Below are 19,750 nucleotides of genomic sequence, written 5' to 3' on the forward strand. Positions count from 1 at the left end.
CTGCCGCCCTCCAACCTATCGCGAAAAGCAGCCAATCCAGCAAAGGAACAGGATCATGAGCAAGCAAGTCATTGTCATCACTGGCGCGTCGAGCGGCTTCGGCGCTCTGACGGCACGCGCTCTCGCCAAGGCAGGGCATACCGTCTATGCGGGCATCCGCGAAACCAAGGGACGCAATGCGGCGCAGGTTGCGGCGGCAGCGGCATTTGCCGCAGAGAACGGCGTCGATCTCAGGACCGTCGAACTTGATGTCGCCTCGGATGCCTCCGTCGATGCCGGCATTGCCGCCGTCGTCGCCGAGCAGGGACGCATCGACACCATCATCCACAATGCCGGCCACATGTTCTTCGGCCCGGCAGAGGCATTCACGCCGGAGCAGTTTGCCGAGCTCTACGACATCAATGTGCTCAGCACCCAGCGTGTCAATCGGGCCGTGCTGCCCCATATGCGCAAGGAAGGGAAGGGGCTGGTCGTCTGGGTTTCCTCGTCCAGCACCCGTGGTGGCACGCCGCCCTATCTCTCGCCTTACTTCGCAGCCAAGGCGGCGATGGATTCGCTTGCCGTCTCCTACGCTTCGGAGCTGGCCCGTTGGGGCATCGAGACCGCCATCATCGTGCCCGGCGCCTTCACCAAAGGCACCAACCACTTTGCCCATTCCGGTTCGCCGGCAGACAAGGCCCGTGCCGCTGAATACGACAACGGCCCATATGCCGGCGTTCCTGACCAGGCATTGAAAGGGCTGGCCTCACTGGAACCGGCGGATGCCGATGCTACTTCGGTGGCGACTGCAATCGTCAATGTGGTCGATATGCCATTTGGTACGCGACCCTTCCGGACACATATCGATCCCTCCGAGGATGGTGCGGAAGTCGTCAATGGCGTTGCCGACCGGGTGCGCGCAGAACTATTCCGACGCATCGGTCTGGAGGATTTGCTGCGGCCCATCGCGAGGGGCTGAGACCTCACCGCCACCTTCCAGCGTGTCAAATCGCCGCTTCTGTGCCACAGGAGCGGCAATGACTTACGTTCGTCGAGACTATTTTGTGCAGTACGGCATTCCAAGCCTTAGAATTTCGTACTAAAGCGAATCCTTCATAGGGTCGGGAGATATCCATGGACGCGAAGGACATCGGCGAAATTGCCAGCTGGCTCATGCAGGCCGGTCTCAAGGGGATGGCGGAAGTCGATATCCTCTCGGGTTTCTGCGACCAGTGCTGCGCGCACGGCCTCAAGCTTGATCGCGCCATGGCGCTGATGGATACGTTGCATCCGGTCTATGAAGGCCGGGCCTTCCGTTGGGATGGTAACCAGGTGATCGAGCGCGAGTTCGAATATGGCCCGTCGCATCAAGGGATCGCCTCCGAAAACTGGGTTCGTTCTGCTTTTTATCACATGCTGACGACGGGCGGAGACGAAGTGCGCCGTCGGATCGGCTTCGGCGAACCAACGGACTTTTTCGGGCTCGATAAGCTCAAAGAGGATGGTCACACCGATTATATCGCCATGGTGCATCGCTTCGAAGAGGGCGGCACGATCGGCGAGATGGACTGCTTCTACTCCAACTTCGCCACGGCGGCCGAAGTCGGGTTCCCGCAAGAGGATCTGCGCGTGCTGCGCAAGCTGACGCCGGCGCTTGCGCTTGCAATCAAGTGCACCGGCATGAGCCGCATCGCCCGTACCATCGCGGAGGTCTATCTCGGCGAGGACGCTGCCAGGCATGTGCTTGAGGGCAAGATTACCCGAGGCAAGACCGAGCGGATTTCAGCGGCGCTCTGGTTTTCCGATCTCGCGAACTACACACGAATCTCCGATACCGCCGAGCCGGATGATATCATCCCGATGCTGAATGCCTATGCGGATGCGGTGATCTCGTCGATCCATGAGGCGGGCGGCAATGTGTTGAAGCTGATCGGTGACGGCACGCTGGCCATCTTCAAGGCGAGGAATTCCGCTGATGCCTGCGCTGCCGCCCTGATGGCGGAATCGCTGCTGCGTCAGCGGCTGCGCGACCTCAATTCGCAGCGGCAGATCGAGGGCAGGCCGGTGACGGATGTCTATCTCGGCCTGCATATCGGCGATGTCTTCTACGGCAATATCGGCAGCATGGACCGGCTCGATTTCACGGTCATCGGACCTGCCGTCAACGAGGTCAGCCGCATCGCCTCGATGTGCCGTTCGGCCGATCGCAACATCCTGATGTCGTCGAATTTCGTCGAGGCGCTGTCCACCAACCGCGGCAACGATCTCGTCTCGGTCGGTCGTTACGCGCTGCGTGGCGTCAACCGACCGCAGGAACTGTTCACGCTGCTATCCTCGGCCGCCTGATCCGCGGCTGCATGGCGTTTTGTCTGCCTATCGCGCCGAGCTCAGTTCCTGAGCGAGTCCGATCAGAAGTCCTTCGGGTCCACGGATGTAGCAAAGCCGATAGGCATTCTTATACTCGACAACTTCGTCGACGACTTGCGCGCCGAGCGTGCGCAGCCTTGCAAGCGTCTCGTCGATATCGTCGACGGCGAACATAACGCGGAGATAGCCGAGAGCGTTCACCGGGGCGTTGCGGTGGTCTGCGATGACAGCTGGTCTGATGAAGCGGGAGAGTTCGAGCCGGCTGTGTCCGTCCGGCGTGCGCATCATGGCAATCTCGACGTGCTGATCGCCCAGCCCCGTAACGCGTCCGGCCCATTCTCCTTCGATCGTGGCCCGCCCTTCGAGCTCGAGGCCAAGTTCGAGAAAGAAATCGATCGTCGCTCCGAGGTCTTCGACGACAATTCCGACATTGTCCATTCGCTTGAGTGCCATGGTGCCGATCTCCCGAGTGTTGCCCGACTCTACATGGTGTTGACAGGCCGAACAACGGAGGCTTGAATTGCCTCAAGCAGCCGAGGTTATTCGTCTCTCAGCGACGGCCTGCCGCAAACATCGGGCCGCCCTTGTTCGACGGGAAGCCGTAACCATTGATCATCACAAGATCGATGTCGCTGGCGCGGGCGGCAATGCCTCGTGAAAGCAGAGCATCGCCCTCATTGGTCATGGCCTTCAGCAGGCGGGAGACAATTTCGTCGGCGGTAAACTGCTTCGGCACGATGCCTTTCTCGGCGCGGGCGGCTTCGATCATGGCCGTCACGTCAGGATCGACGGTCCGCTTGCCATCGGGATATGTGTACCAGCCGCGCCCGGTCTTCTGGCCGAAACGTCCGGCTTCGCAGAGCCGGTCGGGGATGACGACATAGCGTTCCGAAGGGTCGCGTGTCGCGGCCTGCCGCTTGCGGCGTGCCCAGGCGATTTCCAGGCCTGCCATGTCGAAGACGGCAAACGGACCCATCGGAAAACCATAGGCCTCCAGCGCCGCATCGATCTGCTGCGGCGAGGCACCATCTTCGAGCATGTATTCGGCTTCGCGACGATAGGCGGAAAAGATGCTGTTGCCGATGAAGCCTTCGGTGACGCCGGAGACGATGGGCAGCTTGCCCAGCCGCTTTGCAAGCGCAAGGGCTGTCACCAGTACGTCGGGCGCCGTCCGCTTGCAGTTCACCACTTCAAGCAGCCGCATGATATGCGCGGGCGAGAAGAAGTGCAGTCCGACGACACGTTCCGGCCGTGCAGTGGCGGCGGCGATGACATCCGGGTCGAGATAGCTGGTATTGGTGGCGAGGATGGCGTCGCCCCGAACGATCGCATCGAGGCGCTGGAACAATTCCGTCTTGACGGTGAGATCGTCGAAGACGGCTTCGATGACGATGTCGACCTGCGACAACTGCTGCATATCGGCCGTAACGGTCAAGCGGCCAACGCGGTCCTCGCGGCCAGCCGCATCGAGGCGGCCGGATTGCACGGCCTTGTCGAGCAGGCCGATGATGCGTTCGCGGCCTTTTTCTGCAACGTCTGGGCTCTGTTCTACGCCGATGATGCGGTAGCCACCATTGAGTGCCGCAACGGCGATACCCGAGCCCATGAGACCCGTGCCGACGATGCCGATCGTTTCGATCCTGCGCGGCGCGACCGCTTCCAGTCCCTCGACCTTGCCTGCGGCCCGCTCGGCGAAGAAGACGTGACGCAAGGCGGCGGCCTCTTCACTGTCGCGAAGCTCGATGAAGGTGCGGCGCTCCTCGGCCAGTCCTTCCGTCAGGGAGGTGGTCGCTGCCAGGCGGATAAGCCGGACGGCTTCGGAGGGCGCCCGTTGAGCGCGGGCCTTGCGCAATGCGTCCGTTGCGGCCTTGTCGATGATGTCGGCTGCTTCCGCAGGGATGGGCAACAGGCCGGTGCGGCGAAGGGTGGAGCTGTCGATTGCCTTGATATCTGCGACGGCTTCCGTGACCGGAACGCCGCTGGACAGGCTATCGATAATGCCGAGCTTCACTGCTTCGGCGGCGGAGACCATGCGCCCGCTCGTGATCACGTCGATGGCCGCGGCGATACCGATCAGGCGGGGCAGGCGCTGCGTGCCGCCGGCGCCGGGAACAATGCCGAGCTTGACCTCAGGCAGTCCGAGCTTGGCTGACGGGGCAGCATGGCGGCGATGGCAGGCAAGCGCCACTTCCAGGCCGCCGCCGAGCGCGGCGCCATTGATGGCTGCGGCAACGGGTTTGGCAAAGGTTTCGATGCGCGAGATGACATCGGGCAGCAGCGGTTCGACCGGCGGCTTGCCGAATTCCTTGATGTCGGCGCCGCCGATGAAAGTGCTGCCTGCGCCGGTCAGGACGATGCCCTTGACCGCACCGTCCTTCCCCGCGTGATCGAGCGCGGCCATCAGGCCGGCTCTCACATCTGCGGAGAGCGCGTTGACCGGTGCGTTGTCTATGGTGACGACCAGGATGCCATCGGCGAGCGCCGCCGAGATGGTGTCCGAAAAGCGCAATGCCGACATGATCTTGACCGCCTGTCTGGAGAGTTTTCACGTTTCTTCGAAACGCGAAAACTCTCTATCTCTTTGTTTCCACGCATTTCGGACGAAAAACCGCTGCGCACTTTTCCTGGAATAGCTCCAGCGTTATTCCGGAATGACGGCCGTCGCCTGGATCTCGATCTTGGCACGATCCTCGACGAGAGCAACGACTTGCACGGCCGCCATTGCCGGGAAATGGCGGCCGATGGTTTCGCGATAAGCCTGGCCGAGACCCTTCAAATTGCCGAGATATTCCTGCTTGTCGGTGAAATACCAGGTCATCGAGGTGATGTGCTTCGGTTCCGCGCCGCCTTCGGCAAGGATGGCAACAACGTTCTTCAGCGTCTGGCGCACCTGGTCGACGAAATCGTCGCTTTCGAATTCGCACGCGGCATTCCAGCCGATCTGACCGCCGACGAACACCGTGCGGCCCGTCGCCGCTATGCCATTGGCATAGCCGATCGGCTTGGCCCAGCCTTCAGGTTGCAGGATGGTGTGCATCGGTCGTCTCCAGATGAGAGGTCAGCGCGGCGCGGATATCATCCGGCCATGCGTGCGATTGATTGGTGTCGAGCGAGGTAGCGACGACGCGGTGCTTGGCTGTCCACAGCACTTGGCCGTTCGCCGAGACCTGATGTTCCAGGTCGAGCGAGGAACGGCCGATGCCGCGGACGACGAGCACGAATTCGAGATCGTCGCCTTGCAGGCCCGGCTTCATGAAGGTCAGATCGAGCCGCACGGTGGGGACACCGATACGTAGGTCATCGATCATTCGCCTCCAGGGGAAGCCGAGCGAGGCAAAGTAGTCTTCCAGAACCCCGACGAGGATGTTCAGATACGACGGGAAATATGCGATCCCGGAAGGATCGCAATCTCCGAAACGCAGGGGTCTGGTGGTTTTAAAAGCCAAGGCGGACCTCAGTTCGAAAAGGCGGCAATGCCGGTGATGGCGCGGCCGAGGATGAGGGCGTGGATGTCGTGCGTGCCCTCGTAGGTGTTGACCACTTCGAGGTTGACCAGGTGGCGTGCGACGCCGAACTCGTCCGAGATCCCGTTGCCGCCAAGCATGTCACGGGCGGCGCGGGCGATATCCAGTGCCTTGCCGCAGCTGTTGCGCTTGAGGATCGAGGTTAGTTCGACGGGCGGATGACCCTCTTCCTTCATGCGGCCGAGGCGCAGGCAGCCCTGCAGGCCGAGCGTGATCTCGATGACCATGTCGGCGAGCTTCTTCTGGATGAGCTGGTTGGCGGCAAGCGGCCGGCCGAACTGTTTGCGGTCGAGCACATATTGCCGCGCCTTGGCATAGCAATCCTCGGCCGCACCGAGCGCACCCCAGGCAATACCGAAGCGCGCCGAGTTGAGGCAGGTGAAGGGTCCCTTGAGGCCGGATACGTTCGGCAACAGGTTTTCCTCGGGTACGAAGACATTTTCCATCACGACTTCGCCGGTGATGGAGGCGCGCAGGCCCACCTTTCCGTGGATGGCAGGCGCGGAGAGGCCCTTCCAGCCCTTTTCGAGGATGAAGCCGCGGATGAGGCCATCCTCGGTCTTGGCCCAGACAACGAAAACATCTGCGATCGGTGCATTGGAGATCCAGGTCTTGGCACCCGTCAGGCTATAGCCGCCATCGACCTTCTTTGCGCGTGTGACCATCGAACCGGGGTCGGAGCCGTGGTTTGGTTCGGTCAGGCCAAAGCAGCCGATCCACTCGCCGGTCGCGAGCTTCGGCAGGTACTTCTGCTTCTGGGCTTCCGAGCCGAAAGCATCGATCGGCACCATGACGAGCGAGGACTGAACGCTCATCATCGAGCGGTAGCCGCTGTCGACGCGTTCGACTTCTCGGGCGATCAGGCCGTAGGCGACATAGCCGAGACCGGCGCCGCCGTATTCCGGGGCAATCGTCGGACCCAGCAGGCCGAGTTCGCCCATTTCGCGGAAGATCGTGGGATCGGTCTGTTCATTGCGGAAGGCTTCGAGAACGCGGGGGCCAAGCTTCTCCTGCGCGTAGGAATGCGCTGTTTCAAGCACCATACGTTCGTCGTCGTTCAGCTGCTCCGTCAGGCGGAACGGATCGGCCCAGTCGAAAATCTCGCGGCTCATGCTCTTATCTCCCATTGGAGCGGTTGGGCGTCTTTCAAAAGCACCGAACCGCTCAATTTCCTTCTTCATGCAATTCCGGGCGGAAAATTGCTGAGCAATTCCCCTAGAACTGCTCTAGGTCTTCAGAAGTTCGCGCGCAACGATGAGTTTTTGAACTTCAGTCGCACCTTCATAGATGCGAAGCGCGCGGATCTCCCGATAAAGTTTCTCCGTTATCTCGCCCGACCGCACGCCACGCCCGCCAAAGAGCTGGACGGCCCGATCGATGACGCTTTGCGCGGTTTCAGTCGCCGTCATTTTGGCCATGGCCGCTTCGCGCGTCGTCGGCAGGCGCTGTACGTCGCGACGCCAGGCGGCGCGATAGGTCAGCAATGCGGCCGCGTCGATGCCGGTTGCCATGTCGCCGAGGGCGGCTTGCGTCAGTTGCAGGTCCGCGAGCCTTGCGCCGAACATCGGACGCTCGCGGACATGGGAAAGCGATTCATCCAGCGCACGGCGGGCAAAGCCAAGGCTCGCGGCAGCGACCGAGGCGCGGAAGATGTCGAGCGTGCGCATGGCGATCTTGAAGCCTTCGCCCGGCGCGCCGAGGCGACGCGACGCAGGAATGCGGCAGTTCTCGAAACGGATCGTTGCCAAAGGATGCGGCGCGATCACCTCGATGCGTTCGGCAATCGAGAAGCCGGGATCGTCGGCAAAGACGACGAAGGCGGAAATGCCGCGGGTTCCCGGCGCTTCGCCGGTGCGCGCGAAGACGGTGTAGACGTCAGCGATGCCGCCATTGGAAATCCAGGTCTTCTCGCCGTCGAGAACATAGTGATCGCCGTCGAGACGGGCGGCGCAGCTCATCGCGGCGACATCGGAGCCCGCGTCCTTCTCGGAGAGCGCAAAAGCGGCAAGCCAATCGCCGGATCGTACTTTGGGCAACACGGTTGCACGCAACGCCGGCGAGCCCGAGAGGCCGATGGCTCCGGTGCCGAGCCCCTGCATGGCAAAGGCGAAATCGGCAAGGCCGTCATACCAGGCCAACGTCTCGCGGGCGAGGCAGACCATGCGGGAATCGATCAGAGGATCGTCATGGGATGCGCCCGTCGCGGCGGCAAGAAGCCCGGCGTCACCAAGCGACTTGACCAGCTTGCGGCAAGCACCGTCAACATCCGAATGGTCGATCGAGGTCATGGCGGCGGATTTGCCGAAAGCATCGACATCATCAGCATAGCGGCGATGTCGCTCTTCGAAGAACGGCCAATCCAGATGATCGCGTGTCGGGCCGGGGAGGCTGCTTGCCTTGGACATCAGCTCAATCCCCCTGGAATTCCGGTCGGCGCTTGGCGGCGAAGGCTTCGAAGGCGCGGCGGAAATCCTGCGTCGCCATGCATATCGCCTGCGCCTGCGCTTCGGATTCGATCATTTCCTCGATGCCCATCGCCCATTCCTGGTTCAGCATGGTCTTGGTCATGCCATGGGCGAACCAGGGGCCGTCGGCCAGCGAGCGGGCGAGCTTGATCGCTTCGCTTTCCAGATCGGTATTGGCATGCAGGCCGTTATAGAAGCCCCAGGCTTGTCCTTCAGCCGCCGTCATCGAGCGGCCGGTATAGAGAAGCTCGGCGGCGCGGCCTTGGCCGATGATGCGGGGCAGGATGCCGCAAGCGCCCATGTCGGCACCGGCAAGGCCAACGCGCGTGAAGAGGAAGGCGGTCTTGGCTTCCGGCGTCGCAAGCCTGAGATCGGAGGCCATGGCGAGGATCGCACCGGCACCGGCACAGATGCCGTCCACTGCCGTGATGATCGGCTGCGGGCATTTGCGCATCGCCTTGACGAGATCGCCCGTCATGCGCGTAAAGGCGAGAAGCTCGGGCATCGCCATGCGGGTCAGCGGTTCGATGATTTCGAACACGTCGCCGCCGGAGGAAAAATTGCCGCCGGCGCCGGTCAGCACGATGGCGCGGATATCGGATGCATAGGCGAGATCGCGAAAGAGATCGCGCAGCTCGGCATAGCTGTCGAAGGTCAGCGGGTTCTTACGTTCCGGACGGTTCAGCCTGATGGTGGCGACGCGGCCGTCTTCACTGACATCTAAGAGAAAATGCTCAGGCTTGTAATCTTTGAAGGGCCTCAGATGCCCTTTCATCGTCATGTCCCGATCGCTCATGGCGTTCAAATCTCCCCACCGGCAACCGCAATTGCCTGTCCATTGATCGATGCCGCGGCCGGCGATGCCAGCCAGAGCACGGTGTCGGCAACCTCTTCCGGCTTGATCAGCCGTCCCTGCGGATTGGACTTCGTAAACTCGGCAAGCGCCTGTTCGGCGGTGCGCCCGGTCTTGGCGACGATCGTTTCGATCGAACGCTGAATGATCGGCGTATCGGTGAAGCCGGGGCAGACGGCATTGACCGTCATGCCGGTCTTGGCAAGCTCAAGCGCCAGCGAGCGCGTGAGACCGACGACGCCATGCTTGGCGGCAACGTAAGCCGAGACGTAGCCATAGCCCTTCAAGCCGGCCGTCGAGGCGATATTGATGATGCGCGCGCCGATGCCGCGGGCTTTCAGATCGGGAAGAACTGCTTGTGTCACAACGAAAACGCCCGTCAGATCAACCGATAAGACGTGGTTCCACGCCTCGAGACTTGTCTTCTCGAACGGCGCGCTCGGCGCTTCGCCGGCATTGTTGACGAGAATATCAACCGGGCCGAATTTTTCGCGTGCTTTGGCGAGGCCCTCGGCTACGGCTTCGGTGCTGGTGACATCGAAGCCTTCGACCACAAAAGCCTGCACGCCGATCTCGGCGGCAACCGCTTCCAGCGGTTCCCTGCGGCGACCGGCCAGGCTGACCTGCGCACCCTCGGCGGCGAGCGCCCTGGCGATCGCGGCACCGATGCCGCTGCCGGCACCGGTGACGAGGGCATGACGGCCCGCAAGTTTGCCCGAACTCGTCATTTCATCCTCATTTCGCCGGTGCCGTGGTGGCCGCGCGGGCGAGATTGGTTTCGTACTGAGTCTTGCCGGAAACATATTGCTTCGGCCAGGGAATGGAAGTCAGTCCGATCTTCGCGGCCTCATGCAGCGACCAGGCCGGATCCGCCAGATGCGGGCGGGCGACGGCGCAGAGATCGGCGCGGCCAGCGGCGATGATCGAATTGGCGTGATCGGCCTCTGAGATCGCCCCGACGGCGATCGTCGGGATGCCGATCTCGTTGCGGATCTTGTCGGAGAAAGGCGTCTGGAACAGGCGGCCGTAAACAGGCTTTTCCTGTTTCGAGACCTGGCCCGAGGAGCAGTCGATCAGGTCGGCGCCGGCTTCCTTGAACATGCGCGCGAAGATGGCCGCATCTTCCGGCGTGTTGCCGCCATCGGTCCAGTCATGGCAGGAGAGACGGACCGAGATCGGCTTGTCCGCCGGCCATATGGCGCGGATCGCATGGAAGATTTCAAGCGGATAGCGGGCGCGGTTTTCGTGACTGCCGCCATATTCGTCGTCACGCAGATTGGTGAGCGGCGACAGGAAGCTCGACAGCAGATAGCCGTGGGCGCAGTGCAATTCCAGCCAATCGGCGCCGGTTTCAACCGCGAGTTTCGTCGAGCGGATGAAGTCGGCCTTGACGCGGTCCATATCGGCGCGATCCATGGCCTTCGGCACCTGGCTGTTCTTGAGGTAGGGGACTGACGATGCCGAGATCAACGGCCAGTCGCCTTCTGCAAGCGGCTGGTCGATGCCTTCCCAGGCGAGTTTCGTCGCACCCTTGCGGCCTGCATGGCCGATCTGAATGCCGACCTTGGCGGCGCTATTCGTATGAACGAAATCGACGAGCCGCTTCCACTGCGCCGCCTGTTCCTCGTTCCAGAGGCCAAGGCAACCGGGGGTGATGCGCGCATCCGGGGTGACGCAGGTCATTTCCGCAAAGATCAGGCCGGCACCGCCAAGGGCGCGCGAGCCGAGATGAACGATGTGGAAATCGTTCATCACGCCATCCTCAGCCGAATACATCGCCATGGGCGAGACGACGATGCGGTTGACGAGCTGTACGTCGCGGAGGCGATAGGGCGTGAACATCGGTGGCAGGCAGCGGTCATTGCCGACGGCAAGGCCGGATTTTTCGGCGAACCAGCGCTCATAGCCCTCGAGCCAGGTCTTGTCGCGGAGCCTTAGGTTCTCGTGGCTGATGCGCTGCGAACGGGTCAGCATCGAATACATGAACTGCGGCGGCTCGAGCGTATCCGCATAACGGCGGCCGACGACTTCGAACCATTCCATCGCGTTGCGGGCGGCATTCTGGATGCGAGCGACGTCGACGCGGCGGATTTCTTCGTAGGTCTCCAGAACGGCTGGAATCTTATCCTTCTGGTGCCCGTGGATCTGGAACTGACGGGTCAGTTCGATGGCGTCATCGATGGCGAGCTTGGTGCCGGAACCGATGGCAAAATGCGCGGTATGTGCCGCGTCGCCCATCAGCACGACATGGGAATTGCCGTTAAAATGGCTCCACTTGCCGCAGATCAGGCGGTTGAAATTCAGCCATGCCGAGCCGCGGATATGGCGGGCATTTGTCATCAGCGAAGCGCCTTCGAGCACTTCGGAGAACAGGTTTTCGCAGAAGGCGATAGAGCCATCCTGATCGACCTTGTCGAGGCCGTGGGCGAGATAGGCTTCCTCGGTGGTTTCGACGATGAAGGTCGAGGTCTTGTCGTCGAACTTGTAGATATGCGCCTGGAACCAGCCGTGGTCGGTCTTGCGGAAATCGAAGGTAAAGGCGTCGAACAGCTTGTCTGTGCCGAGCCAGATATAGCGGTTCGGCCGCGTGATCATATCAGGCTGGAAGACTTCCGGATAATGATTGCGAATGCGCGAATTGAGGCCGTCCGAACCGATAACCAGATCGGCGTCGGGGTAATCGAGATCGGAATTGACATCGGTTTCGAAGATCAGCTCGACATCCAGCGCTTCGCAGCGTTTCTGCAGGATGTTCAAAAGCTTCTTACGGCCGATGCCGACGAAGCCGTGGCCCGATGTGCGCTGGCGCGTGCCCTTGAACAGGACTTCGATGTCGTCCCAATGATTGAAGGCGTCTTCAATCTCGGCGGCGCTTTCCGGATCCCATTCGCGCATCGAAACCATGGTCGCGTCGGAGAAGACGACGCCCCAGCCGAAGGTATCGTAAGGGCGATTGCGCTCGACGACGCGGATCGAATGCTCGGGATGGAGCTTCTTCATCAGAAGCGCGAAGTAGAGCCCAGCCGGACCGCCGCCGATACAGACGATGCGCATCGCTTATCCCTCCTCTTGAAACCGTGGTGGTTCCGAAAAATTATTTAAGTTTAAAATATCTCGCCGGTCGCGTTCGTCAAGATATGTCTTGCCTGAATCTCTTGATTAAACGACCGTGCAGCGCTCTGGAAATCTCAAAATACCTTTTAAATCAATTGGAAACAGGAAATATTTTAGGCTTAAAATTTCTTGCTTGAACATTTCATTCTTCAATGCGATCTTTTTAGCCACGCCACACATAGCACCTTGGGGAGGCCGTTATGGTGGTGGCTTGGTTGATTGCTATCTGGGAGCGAGGCAATGCTGGGACCGACCGGTCATACCGATACATTCACGCGGGACAATTTGCCGCCCTTCGAGGAATGGCCTGAATTGCGGATGGACGGTTTCGACTATCCGGAATGGCTGAATGCCGGTTTCGAACTCAGCGATCGCATGGTCGAGAAGGGCTTCGGCGACAATGTGGCCCTGATCGGCAATGGTCGCCGCCGCACCTATAAGGAACTGGCGGACTGGACCAACCGCATCGCCCATGCGCTCGTCGAAAACTTTGGCGTCAAACCCGGCAATCGCGTTCTCATCCGCTCCGGCAACAACCCCGCCATGATTGCCTGCTGGCTGGCGGTGACCAAGGTCGGCGCCGTTGCCGTCAACACCATGCCGATGCTGCGTGCGGGCGAACTGTCCAAAGTTGTCGACAAGGCAGAAATTTCCTTAGCACTCTGCGATACGAGATTGCTGGAGGAGCTGGTCGCTGTCGCCAAGGATAGTCGCTTCCTCCAGCAGGTCGTCGGCTTTGACGGCACCGCCAATCACGATGCCGAGCTCGATCGTATCGCGCTCAATAAGCCAGTCCGCTTCGAGGCGGTCAAAACCGGACGAGATGATGTAGCGCTGCTCGGCTTCACTTCGGGGTCGACGGGCGTGCCGAAGGCGACGATGCATTTCCATCGCGATATCCTGATCATTGCCGACGCTTATGCCAAGGAAGTGCTGCAGGTGACGCCCGATGACGTTTTCATCGGCTCGCCGCCGATTGCCTTCACCTTCGGGCTCGGCGGTCTGGTTGTATTCCCGCTGCGCTTCGGTGCATCGACAGCGCTGCTGGAGAATGCCTCGCCGAAGAACATGGTCGAGATCATCCAGGAATATGGCGCGACCATCAGCTTCACCGCGCCCACGGCCTATCGCGCCATGTTGGCCGCCATGGAAGAGGGGGCCGACCTTTCCTCGCTTCGTATCGCGGTTTCGGCGGGTGAGACGCTGCCCGGACCGATCTTTGAGGAATGGACGCGCAAAACCGGCAAGCCGATCCTCGACGGTATCGGCTCGACGGAGTTGCTGCATATCTTCATCTCCAACCGGCTCGATGATGCCAAGGCGAACTGCACTGGCAAGCCGCTGACAGGCTATGAAGCCCGCGTCGTCGATGAGGAGATGAACGAGGTTCCGCGCGGCACGATCGGCAAGCTCGTCGTTCGTGGCCCGATCGGTTGCCGTTATCTCGCCGATCACAGGCAGGCCGATTACGTCCGGGCTGGCTGGAACCTGACGGGCGACAGCTTCATTCAGGACGAAGACGGTTATTTCCACTTTGCGGCGCGCTCCGACGACATCATCCTTTCGGCCGGCTACAATATTGCCGGGCCGGAAGTGGAGGCTGCCCTTCTGTCGCATGCGGACGTTATGGAATGTGCCGTCGTCGGCAAGCCGGACGAGGAGCGGGGCCATATCGTTCAGGCCTATGTTGTGCTGGCCGCCGGCGCCACCGGTTCGGATCTGCAGGTCAAGAAGCTGCAGGATCACGTCAAAGCCGTGATCGCGCCCTACAAATATCCGCGCTCCATCATTTTCGTCGAAGCCTTGCCGAAGACCGAATCCGGCAAGATACAGCGTTTTCGGTTGCGCAACTGAAGGTCGGGGTGCTTCGTCCGGCATCCCGGGCAGAAAACTGCCATGCATATGTCCTGGAAATGCTCATCACGCGGCGTTTTCCTGCTCCGTTTCGCGCGTCAGCCAGTGCGGATCAATTTCCGGCAAGGGAATGGCATCGAGCAACATGCGCGTATAGGCGGAGGCGGGTGTGGTGAAGACGCGCTCGCAATTGCCTTCCTCTTCGACACGGCCATGGCGCAGGACATAGACACGGTCGCAGACGGCGCGGATGACCGAGAGATCGTGGCTGATGAACGCCATCGACAGGCCAAGGTCGCGCGAAAGTTCCTTCAGCAGATTAAGCACCTGTGCCTGCGTCGAGACGTCAAGGCCGGAAACAATTTCGTCTGCCAGCACGAAATCTGGCTCCAATAGCGCTGCCCGTGCGATGCCGATGCGCTGGCGCTGCCCTCCGGAAAGTTCGTGCGGATTGCGATCGAGGCAGGCCTGCGGCAGCGTCACGCGCTCGAGGATCTTGGCAACGCGTCGCTCGGCGTCTTTCCGGTCCGAAGCCAATCCATGCAACAGCAGCGGTTCCACGAGGATACGGCGGATGGTGTGGCGCGGATTGAGCGAAGCCATCGGGTCTTGAAAGATCATCTGCATGCGGCGGCGCAGAGGCCGCATAGCGGCATCGGGCAGGCGGGTGATATCCCTGCCATCGAAATGGATGCTGCCTGCGGTCACATCGACAAGCCGCAGCAGGGCGCGGCCGAGCGTCGTCTTGCCCGAGCCGCTTTCGCCGACGATGCCGACCGTTTCGCCACGGCAGATGTCGAGATCGACGCCATGCAGCACCTTGATGCCTTGACCCGGCGGTCCGAAAAGGTGCGGCTTGGCGCCATAGGTAACTTCGATGCCCCTGGCCGACAGGAGACTATCGGAAATGCTCATCGGCGAACCTCCGGAATGCCGATTTCGCGGCGCAATTGTTCGAAGACGGTTTGCGGAACCGGCGTCAGCCCGGCATCCGGCCGATCGTAGCGCGGACCGGCCGATATCAGCGATTTTGTGTAGATGTGCTGGGGATGGGTGAGCACATCGCTCGTGCGTCCCTCTTCGATGACCTTGCCGGCGTAGAGCAGGGTGATGCTGTCGCAGATCTGGGCGACGACGCCGAGGTCATGCGTGACGAAAATGACGGCGGTGCCATGCGCCTCCTGCAGGCCACGGATCAGCCGCAGGATCTGCTTCTGCACCGTGACGTCGAGCGCCGTGGTCGGCTCGTCGGCGACGACCAGCTTCGGCTCCAAGGCGAAAGCGGCGGCAATCAATACGCGCTGGCGCATTCCCCCGGACAGTTCATGGGGGTAGGCGCGCAATACGCGCTCGGGATCGCGGATATGCACTTCTTCCAACAGCTTTAGCGCGCGCTGCCGTGCATCACGCGACGACATGCCTCGCTTCAACCGCAGGCCGTCAGTCAGTTGCGCCTCGACGCGCCGGCCCGGATTGAGCGCCGTTTGCGGATCTTGCGGGATCAGCGAAATCTCGCTGCCCATGATACCGCGTAGCTCCCTGGCTGAGAGAGTGAGGAGGTCTCGGCTTTCGAAAAGGATCGAACCGTTGGTGATACGGACGCTGCGGGGCAAGATGCCGAGCAGGGCCTTGGCGATGGTCGATTTTCCGGCGCCGCTTTCGCCGACGAGACCGCGCACTTCGCCGCGTTCCAGTGTCAGGGAAACGTCGCGCAGGATCGGCGCCTTGCCGTCGCGGTCGGATACGGCGCTGAGGCCGGTAATGGAAAGAAGTGGAGGTGTCATCGGCGCATCACCGGATCAAGAGCGCGGCGCAGGCCATCGCCGAGTTGATTGAAGGCAAGCACCGTCGCGAAGAGCGCGATCAGCGGCACGACCAGCACCCACCAGCCTTGATAGATCATCTGCCGACCCTCGGCGATCATGCCGCCCCAGGTCGGCGTATCGGATGCTACCGACAGGCCGACAAAGGACAGGATGGCTTCGACGATGACGGCGATGCCCATTTCCAGGCTGACAAGGGCGATCAGCACCGGCGTCACATTGGGCAGGATTTCGCTGAAGAGGATTCTCACCCGGGAGAAGCCGATCGTATGGGCTGCCGTTACATAGTCCATCCGCGCCTGCGCCTGCGTTTCCGATCGCACGACACGACAGAAACGCGTCCAGTCGATGATGACGATAGCAGCGATGACCGAGTGCACGCCGGAGCCGAAGACGGCGACGAGCAGGATTGAGAGAAGCACCGGCGGGAAGGCCATCCAGATATCGACGAGGCGGGAAATCACTTTGTCGATCCAGCCGCCATACCAGCCGGCAAGAAGGCCGAGCAGCGTCCCGATCAGCGCCGCGAGGCCTGCTGCGACGAAGGCCACCGTAAGCGCGATGCGGGTGCCGAAGATGGCACGGGACAATACGTCGCGGCCAAGATCGTCCGTGCCGAGCAGGAAGCCGGGATCGGAACCCTCGATCCACGCCGGCGGCAAGGTGCCGGACATCAGATCCTGCTCCAGCGGATCCTTCGGCGCGATATAGGGCGCAAAGATCGCGAGGATGATCAGGATCAGGATGAAGCCACCGCCGAAGATCACCTTCGGCTCGGCGAGCAATGCCCGGATGCGCTTAGCCATTCTCGACGGCGATCGCGGCATGGCGGGCGAGGTGACGTCAGCCATGGGCGAGCCTCGGATTGAAGGCCGCGACCAGAAGATCGACCGCCAGATTGACGAGAATGAAGATGGCGCCGAAGACGAGGACAAGCCCCTGGATCAGCGGCAGGTCGCGGTTGATGACGGCGTCGATCGCCATGTTGCCAATGCCGGGATAGGCGAAGATTCGCTCGACGATGACGGTGCCGCCGATCAGGAAAGTGAACTGCACGCCGGTCAGCGCGATCGTCGGGCCGACGGCATTGCGCAGCGCTTCCTGCAACACCAACCGCAGTTCGGACATGCCTTTCAGCTTGGCGAGCAGAATATAGTCCTGCACCATGGCCTCGGAGAGCGCGGCTTTGAGCACCCTGGCGATGATGGCCGCAAGCGGCAGGCCGAGCGCCAGGACCGGCATGACCATATGGGCGCAAATATCGGCGAAGATCGCAAAGCGAAGCGTCACCAGGCTTTCGACGAGATAGAAAGGTGTTGTGAATTGCGCGTCGATGCTTGGGTCGATGCGGCCGGAAAGCGGAAAGAGAACTCCGAGAACCAGGACCAGCGCAAGCGCCCAGACGAAATCCGGCACGGCCAGGAAAAGGCCGTTCAGGCTATCGATCACAGGTTCGAAAATCGTGCGGCGGGCCAGCGTGCCGACGATGGCTACCGCGCCACCGAGCAGAACGGCCAGAACCAGGGCGGCAAAAGCAAGCTCCAGTGTCGCGGGGAGACGTTCGCCCAACAATGACAGCACATCGCGTTTCAGAGAGATCGACGTCCCGAAATCACCCATGAGGACCGATTTCAGCCAGATTCCAAACTGTGCCGTCAGGCTTGCATCAAGACCGTAATGGGCGCGGAGTGCTGCGATATCTGCGGGGCTCGCGCCCGGCGAGATCATCATGGCGATCGGATCGCCCGGCACGACGCGCAGCAGGACGAAGACGATCAGCGCCACTCCGAACAGCGTGATGGCGGCCATGATCAGCCGATTGAGAATGGAAACTGCTATCATTCGTTATGTATTCCGATGGCATTCGCTGCTGCAAATGAAGAAGCCAAGCCCCTCATCCGCCCTGTCGGGCACCTTCTCCCCGTTTTTCACGAGGAGAAGGGGAAAGAGGCACCTGCAGCCTACCCCTAACCGCCTGTTCACGCGAGGGAACAGAGGTCGTCCCCTCTCCATGCGAGCGGAAAGAGGGTCAGGGTGAGGGGCAAAGCCACAAAAGCGATATCAAGCCTTCGACACGAGTGTCGGCTGCAGGGCGCCGGAGACGTTCGGCGTGACCTTCAGGCTCGACTTGTAGACGATCGGCTGAGCATATTGCAGCAGCGGAATCACATAGCCCTGCTCGGCGATGTATTTGATCGCTGCTTTCCAGCCAGCAATGCGCTTTGCCTCGTCCTTTTCGCCCCAGAGCGGTCCCAGCATGTCGTCGACATCCTTGGTCTTCCAGGCCGAGTGCGGCGAGGGGCCGAACATGGCGAAGCCGGTAGAGGTCGTCGGGTCGCCGATGGCATTGCCCCAGTTGTAGAAGGCGGCCGGTCCGAGCTTGTGGGCGGCGCGCAGTTCGTAATGCTTGGCGATTTCGTAGACTTCGATCTCAGCCTCGATGCCCACCTTGCGCCACATGCCGACGATCGCCTGGATCATCTCGTAGTCCTTCGGCTTGAAGCCGCGGGTGGTCTTGATGGTGAATTTCACCGGCTTTTTCGTCGAGTAGCCGCTGGCCGCCAGGAGCTTCTTGGCCTGTTCCGGATCGTAGGGGATCTTGATGGAGGCGTCATAGGCTTCGTATTCCGGCGCTTCAAGCGTCGATAGCGGATTGCCGTAGCCGCGCAACAGCCGCTTGATGATCGCGTCCTTGTCGATCGCCATGTTGGCGGCGAGGCGGACATTCTTGTCGAGCATCGGATCGACATTGCTGATGAAGATCATGCCAATATCGGAAACGGGCGTCGCAACGCCTGCGAGACCCGACTTGGTCTTCAGCCGGTCAAAATCCTCATAGGGGATTTCCAGCGTCACGTCGGAAGAGCCGGATTCGATTTCGGCGACGCGGCTCGTCGTATCAGGCACGAACTTGAAGATGACCGTGTCAAAGGCGGGCTTGCCGCCGAAATAATTCGGGTTCGCCTTCAGGCGCAGATAGGAATTGCCCTCATAGGCATCGACCATATAGGGGCCGGTGCCGATCGGCTTCTTTTCGAAGCCTTCCGCGCCCACCTTGGTGTAATAGTCCTTCGGCAGGATATAGCCGGTGAGGAAGGCCATCCACTTGAAGAAGGTCGGCTCGAAGCGCACCACATCGCCGGTGATGCGGTTGCCTTCCACCTTGTAGTTATTGGCGGTCGACCAGATGAACTGGATGGGATTGCCCGTTTCCTGCTTGGCGGCGCGCTCCAACGACCAGACGACATCATCAGGTGTGAACTTGGAGCCGTCATGCCAGGTGACGCCTTCGCGGACGTCCATCCAGACCTTGGTCTTGTCGTCGTTCCAACCCCAGGCGGTCAGCAGGCCCGGCTGGAACTTCAGATCCGGTCCCTGGCCGATATACTGGTCGAAGATCGAGCGGTAGATCGCCTGGATCGTCGGGTTGACGGCGGAAGGGCCGGTCGTCGGATCGAAAGACGGCAGGTTGACGTTGAAGGCGATGGTCAAAGTGCCGGCCTCGGCAGCTTCGACGGGCGTTCTGCCCGCGAGAATCCCAGTAATGAATGCGGCTGCGCCGAGGCTGAGGGCCTCGCGCCGAGTAAGTTTAGTCATGGTCACTCCGTTCCCCTGTTAAGCGGCAGAAAAGCATGACGCTCCGCCTGCCGCTGGCGATTTATTGTCGGAATGTTTTAATCCTAAAATATGTATTTCGGAGCGGCAAGCGCTTTCTCTGGCCCTTTCGAAAATTCCCGCGTTCGGCCCAAGGCAAGGCTGTGTAAGATGGTC

General features: G+C 61.2%; 17 protein-coding genes. 3 read left to right on the forward strand and 14 right to left on the reverse strand.

The features are described 5' to 3' along the window. Positions 1-55: 55 nt before the first annotated feature. Both ACIQJ2_RS08990 and ACIQJ2_RS08995 read left to right on the forward strand, forming a co-directional pair. Positions 56-958 carry an SDR family oxidoreductase gene (locus tag ACIQJ2_RS08990; RefSeq protein WP_400669719.1) on the forward strand — a complete coding sequence of 301 codons (903 nt, stop codon included), beginning with the start codon at positions 56-58 and terminating at the stop codon, positions 956-958. Between the two features lie 155 nt (positions 959-1,113). Next, positions 1,114-2,325: an adenylate/guanylate cyclase domain-containing protein gene (locus ACIQJ2_RS08995; protein ID WP_400669721.1), complete on the forward strand. Its 1,212-nt coding sequence runs from the start codon at positions 1,114-1,116 to the stop codon at positions 2,323-2,325. A 27-nt stretch (positions 2,326-2,352) separates the two neighbouring features. Here ACIQJ2_RS08995 and ACIQJ2_RS09000 read toward each other — a convergent pair whose 3' ends face one another. From ACIQJ2_RS09000 to ACIQJ2_RS09040, 9 genes are all read right to left on the reverse strand, one after another. Continuing rightward, positions 2,353-2,799: a VOC family protein gene (locus ACIQJ2_RS09000; protein WP_400669724.1), complete on the reverse strand. Its 447-nt coding sequence runs from the start codon at positions 2,797-2,799 to the stop codon at positions 2,353-2,355. Positions 2,800-2,896: 97 nt separating this feature from the next. Beyond that, positions 2,897-4,864 (reverse strand): 3-hydroxyacyl-CoA dehydrogenase NAD-binding domain-containing protein, encoded by a 1,968-nt coding sequence (locus ACIQJ2_RS09005; RefSeq protein WP_400669727.1) that lies wholly within the window; start codon positions 4,862-4,864, stop codon positions 2,897-2,899. A gap of 123 nt (positions 4,865-4,987) precedes the next feature. Further along, positions 4,988-5,383, reverse strand: coding sequence for a RidA family protein (locus ACIQJ2_RS09010; RefSeq protein WP_184702818.1), 396 nt, complete (start codon positions 5,381-5,383; stop codon positions 4,988-4,990). Continuing rightward, a complete protein-coding gene (locus tag ACIQJ2_RS09015; RefSeq protein WP_199148077.1) occupies positions 5,361-5,792 on the reverse strand; it encodes a thioesterase family protein in 432 nt (143 codons plus the stop codon). Before ACIQJ2_RS09015 ends, ACIQJ2_RS09010 begins: the two co-directional genes overlap by 23 nt. A gap of 8 nt (positions 5,793-5,800) precedes the next feature. Then, positions 5,801-6,982 (reverse strand): acyl-CoA dehydrogenase, encoded by a 1,182-nt coding sequence (locus ACIQJ2_RS09020; protein WP_400669730.1) that lies wholly within the window; start codon positions 6,980-6,982, stop codon positions 5,801-5,803. 114 nt (positions 6,983-7,096) lie between these two features. After that, positions 7,097-8,275, reverse strand: coding sequence for an acyl-CoA dehydrogenase family protein (locus ACIQJ2_RS09025; protein WP_400669733.1), 1,179 nt, complete (start codon positions 8,273-8,275; stop codon positions 7,097-7,099). Between the two features lie 4 nt (positions 8,276-8,279). Then, complete coding sequence (locus tag ACIQJ2_RS09030) at positions 8,280-9,131, reverse strand: enoyl-CoA hydratase family protein (RefSeq protein WP_400669736.1); 852 nt, start codon at positions 9,129-9,131, stop codon at positions 8,280-8,282. Positions 9,132-9,136: 5 nt separating this feature from the next. Then, a complete protein-coding gene (locus tag ACIQJ2_RS09035) occupies positions 9,137-9,916 on the reverse strand; it encodes an SDR family NAD(P)-dependent oxidoreductase (RefSeq protein ID WP_400669738.1) in 780 nt (259 codons plus the stop codon). Positions 9,917-9,923: 7 nt separating this feature from the next. After that, positions 9,924-12,242, reverse strand: a complete 2,319-nt coding sequence (locus tag ACIQJ2_RS09040; RefSeq protein ID WP_400669741.1) for a bifunctional salicylyl-CoA 5-hydroxylase/oxidoreductase — start codon at positions 12,240-12,242, stop codon at positions 9,924-9,926. A gap of 300 nt (positions 12,243-12,542) precedes the next feature. On the opposite strand from ACIQJ2_RS09040, the gene ACIQJ2_RS09045 reads away from it, so the two are divergent. Beyond that, positions 12,543-14,156: an AMP-binding protein gene (locus tag ACIQJ2_RS09045; RefSeq protein ID WP_400669743.1), complete on the forward strand. Its 1,614-nt coding sequence runs from the start codon at positions 12,543-12,545 to the stop codon at positions 14,154-14,156. Positions 14,157-14,222: 66 nt separating this feature from the next. Here the strand turns inward: ACIQJ2_RS09045 and ACIQJ2_RS09050 are convergent, their stop codons facing one another. The 5 genes from ACIQJ2_RS09050 to ACIQJ2_RS09070 form a co-directional block, all read right to left on the reverse strand. Then, complete coding sequence (locus tag ACIQJ2_RS09050) at positions 14,223-15,071, reverse strand: ATP-binding cassette domain-containing protein (RefSeq protein WP_400669746.1); 849 nt, start codon at positions 15,069-15,071, stop codon at positions 14,223-14,225. After that, positions 15,068-15,940 carry an ABC transporter ATP-binding protein gene (locus tag ACIQJ2_RS09055; RefSeq protein WP_400669748.1) on the reverse strand — a complete coding sequence of 291 codons (873 nt, stop codon included), beginning with the start codon at positions 15,938-15,940 and terminating at the stop codon, positions 15,068-15,070. The genes ACIQJ2_RS09050 and ACIQJ2_RS09055 overlap by 4 nt, the downstream gene beginning before the upstream one ends. Next, positions 15,937-16,830 carry an ABC transporter permease gene (locus ACIQJ2_RS09060; protein WP_199148086.1) on the reverse strand — a complete coding sequence of 298 codons (894 nt, stop codon included), beginning with the start codon at positions 16,828-16,830 and terminating at the stop codon, positions 15,937-15,939. Before ACIQJ2_RS09060 ends, ACIQJ2_RS09055 begins: the two co-directional genes overlap by 4 nt. Further along, positions 16,823-17,821 (reverse strand): ABC transporter permease, encoded by a 999-nt coding sequence (locus ACIQJ2_RS09065; RefSeq protein ID WP_400669751.1) that lies wholly within the window; start codon positions 17,819-17,821, stop codon positions 16,823-16,825. Before ACIQJ2_RS09065 ends, ACIQJ2_RS09060 begins: the two co-directional genes overlap by 8 nt. A gap of 219 nt (positions 17,822-18,040) precedes the next feature. Continuing rightward, entirely contained in the window at positions 18,041-19,576 is a 1,536-nt protein-coding gene (locus ACIQJ2_RS09070) for an ABC transporter substrate-binding protein (protein ID WP_400669753.1), read from the reverse strand. Between the last annotated feature and the right edge of the window lie 174 nt (positions 19,577-19,750).

This window comes from Rhizobium sp. NPDC092011, from assembly GCF_044756305.1.
Taxonomy (GTDB): Bacteria; Pseudomonadota; Alphaproteobacteria; order Rhizobiales; family Rhizobiaceae; genus Rhizobium.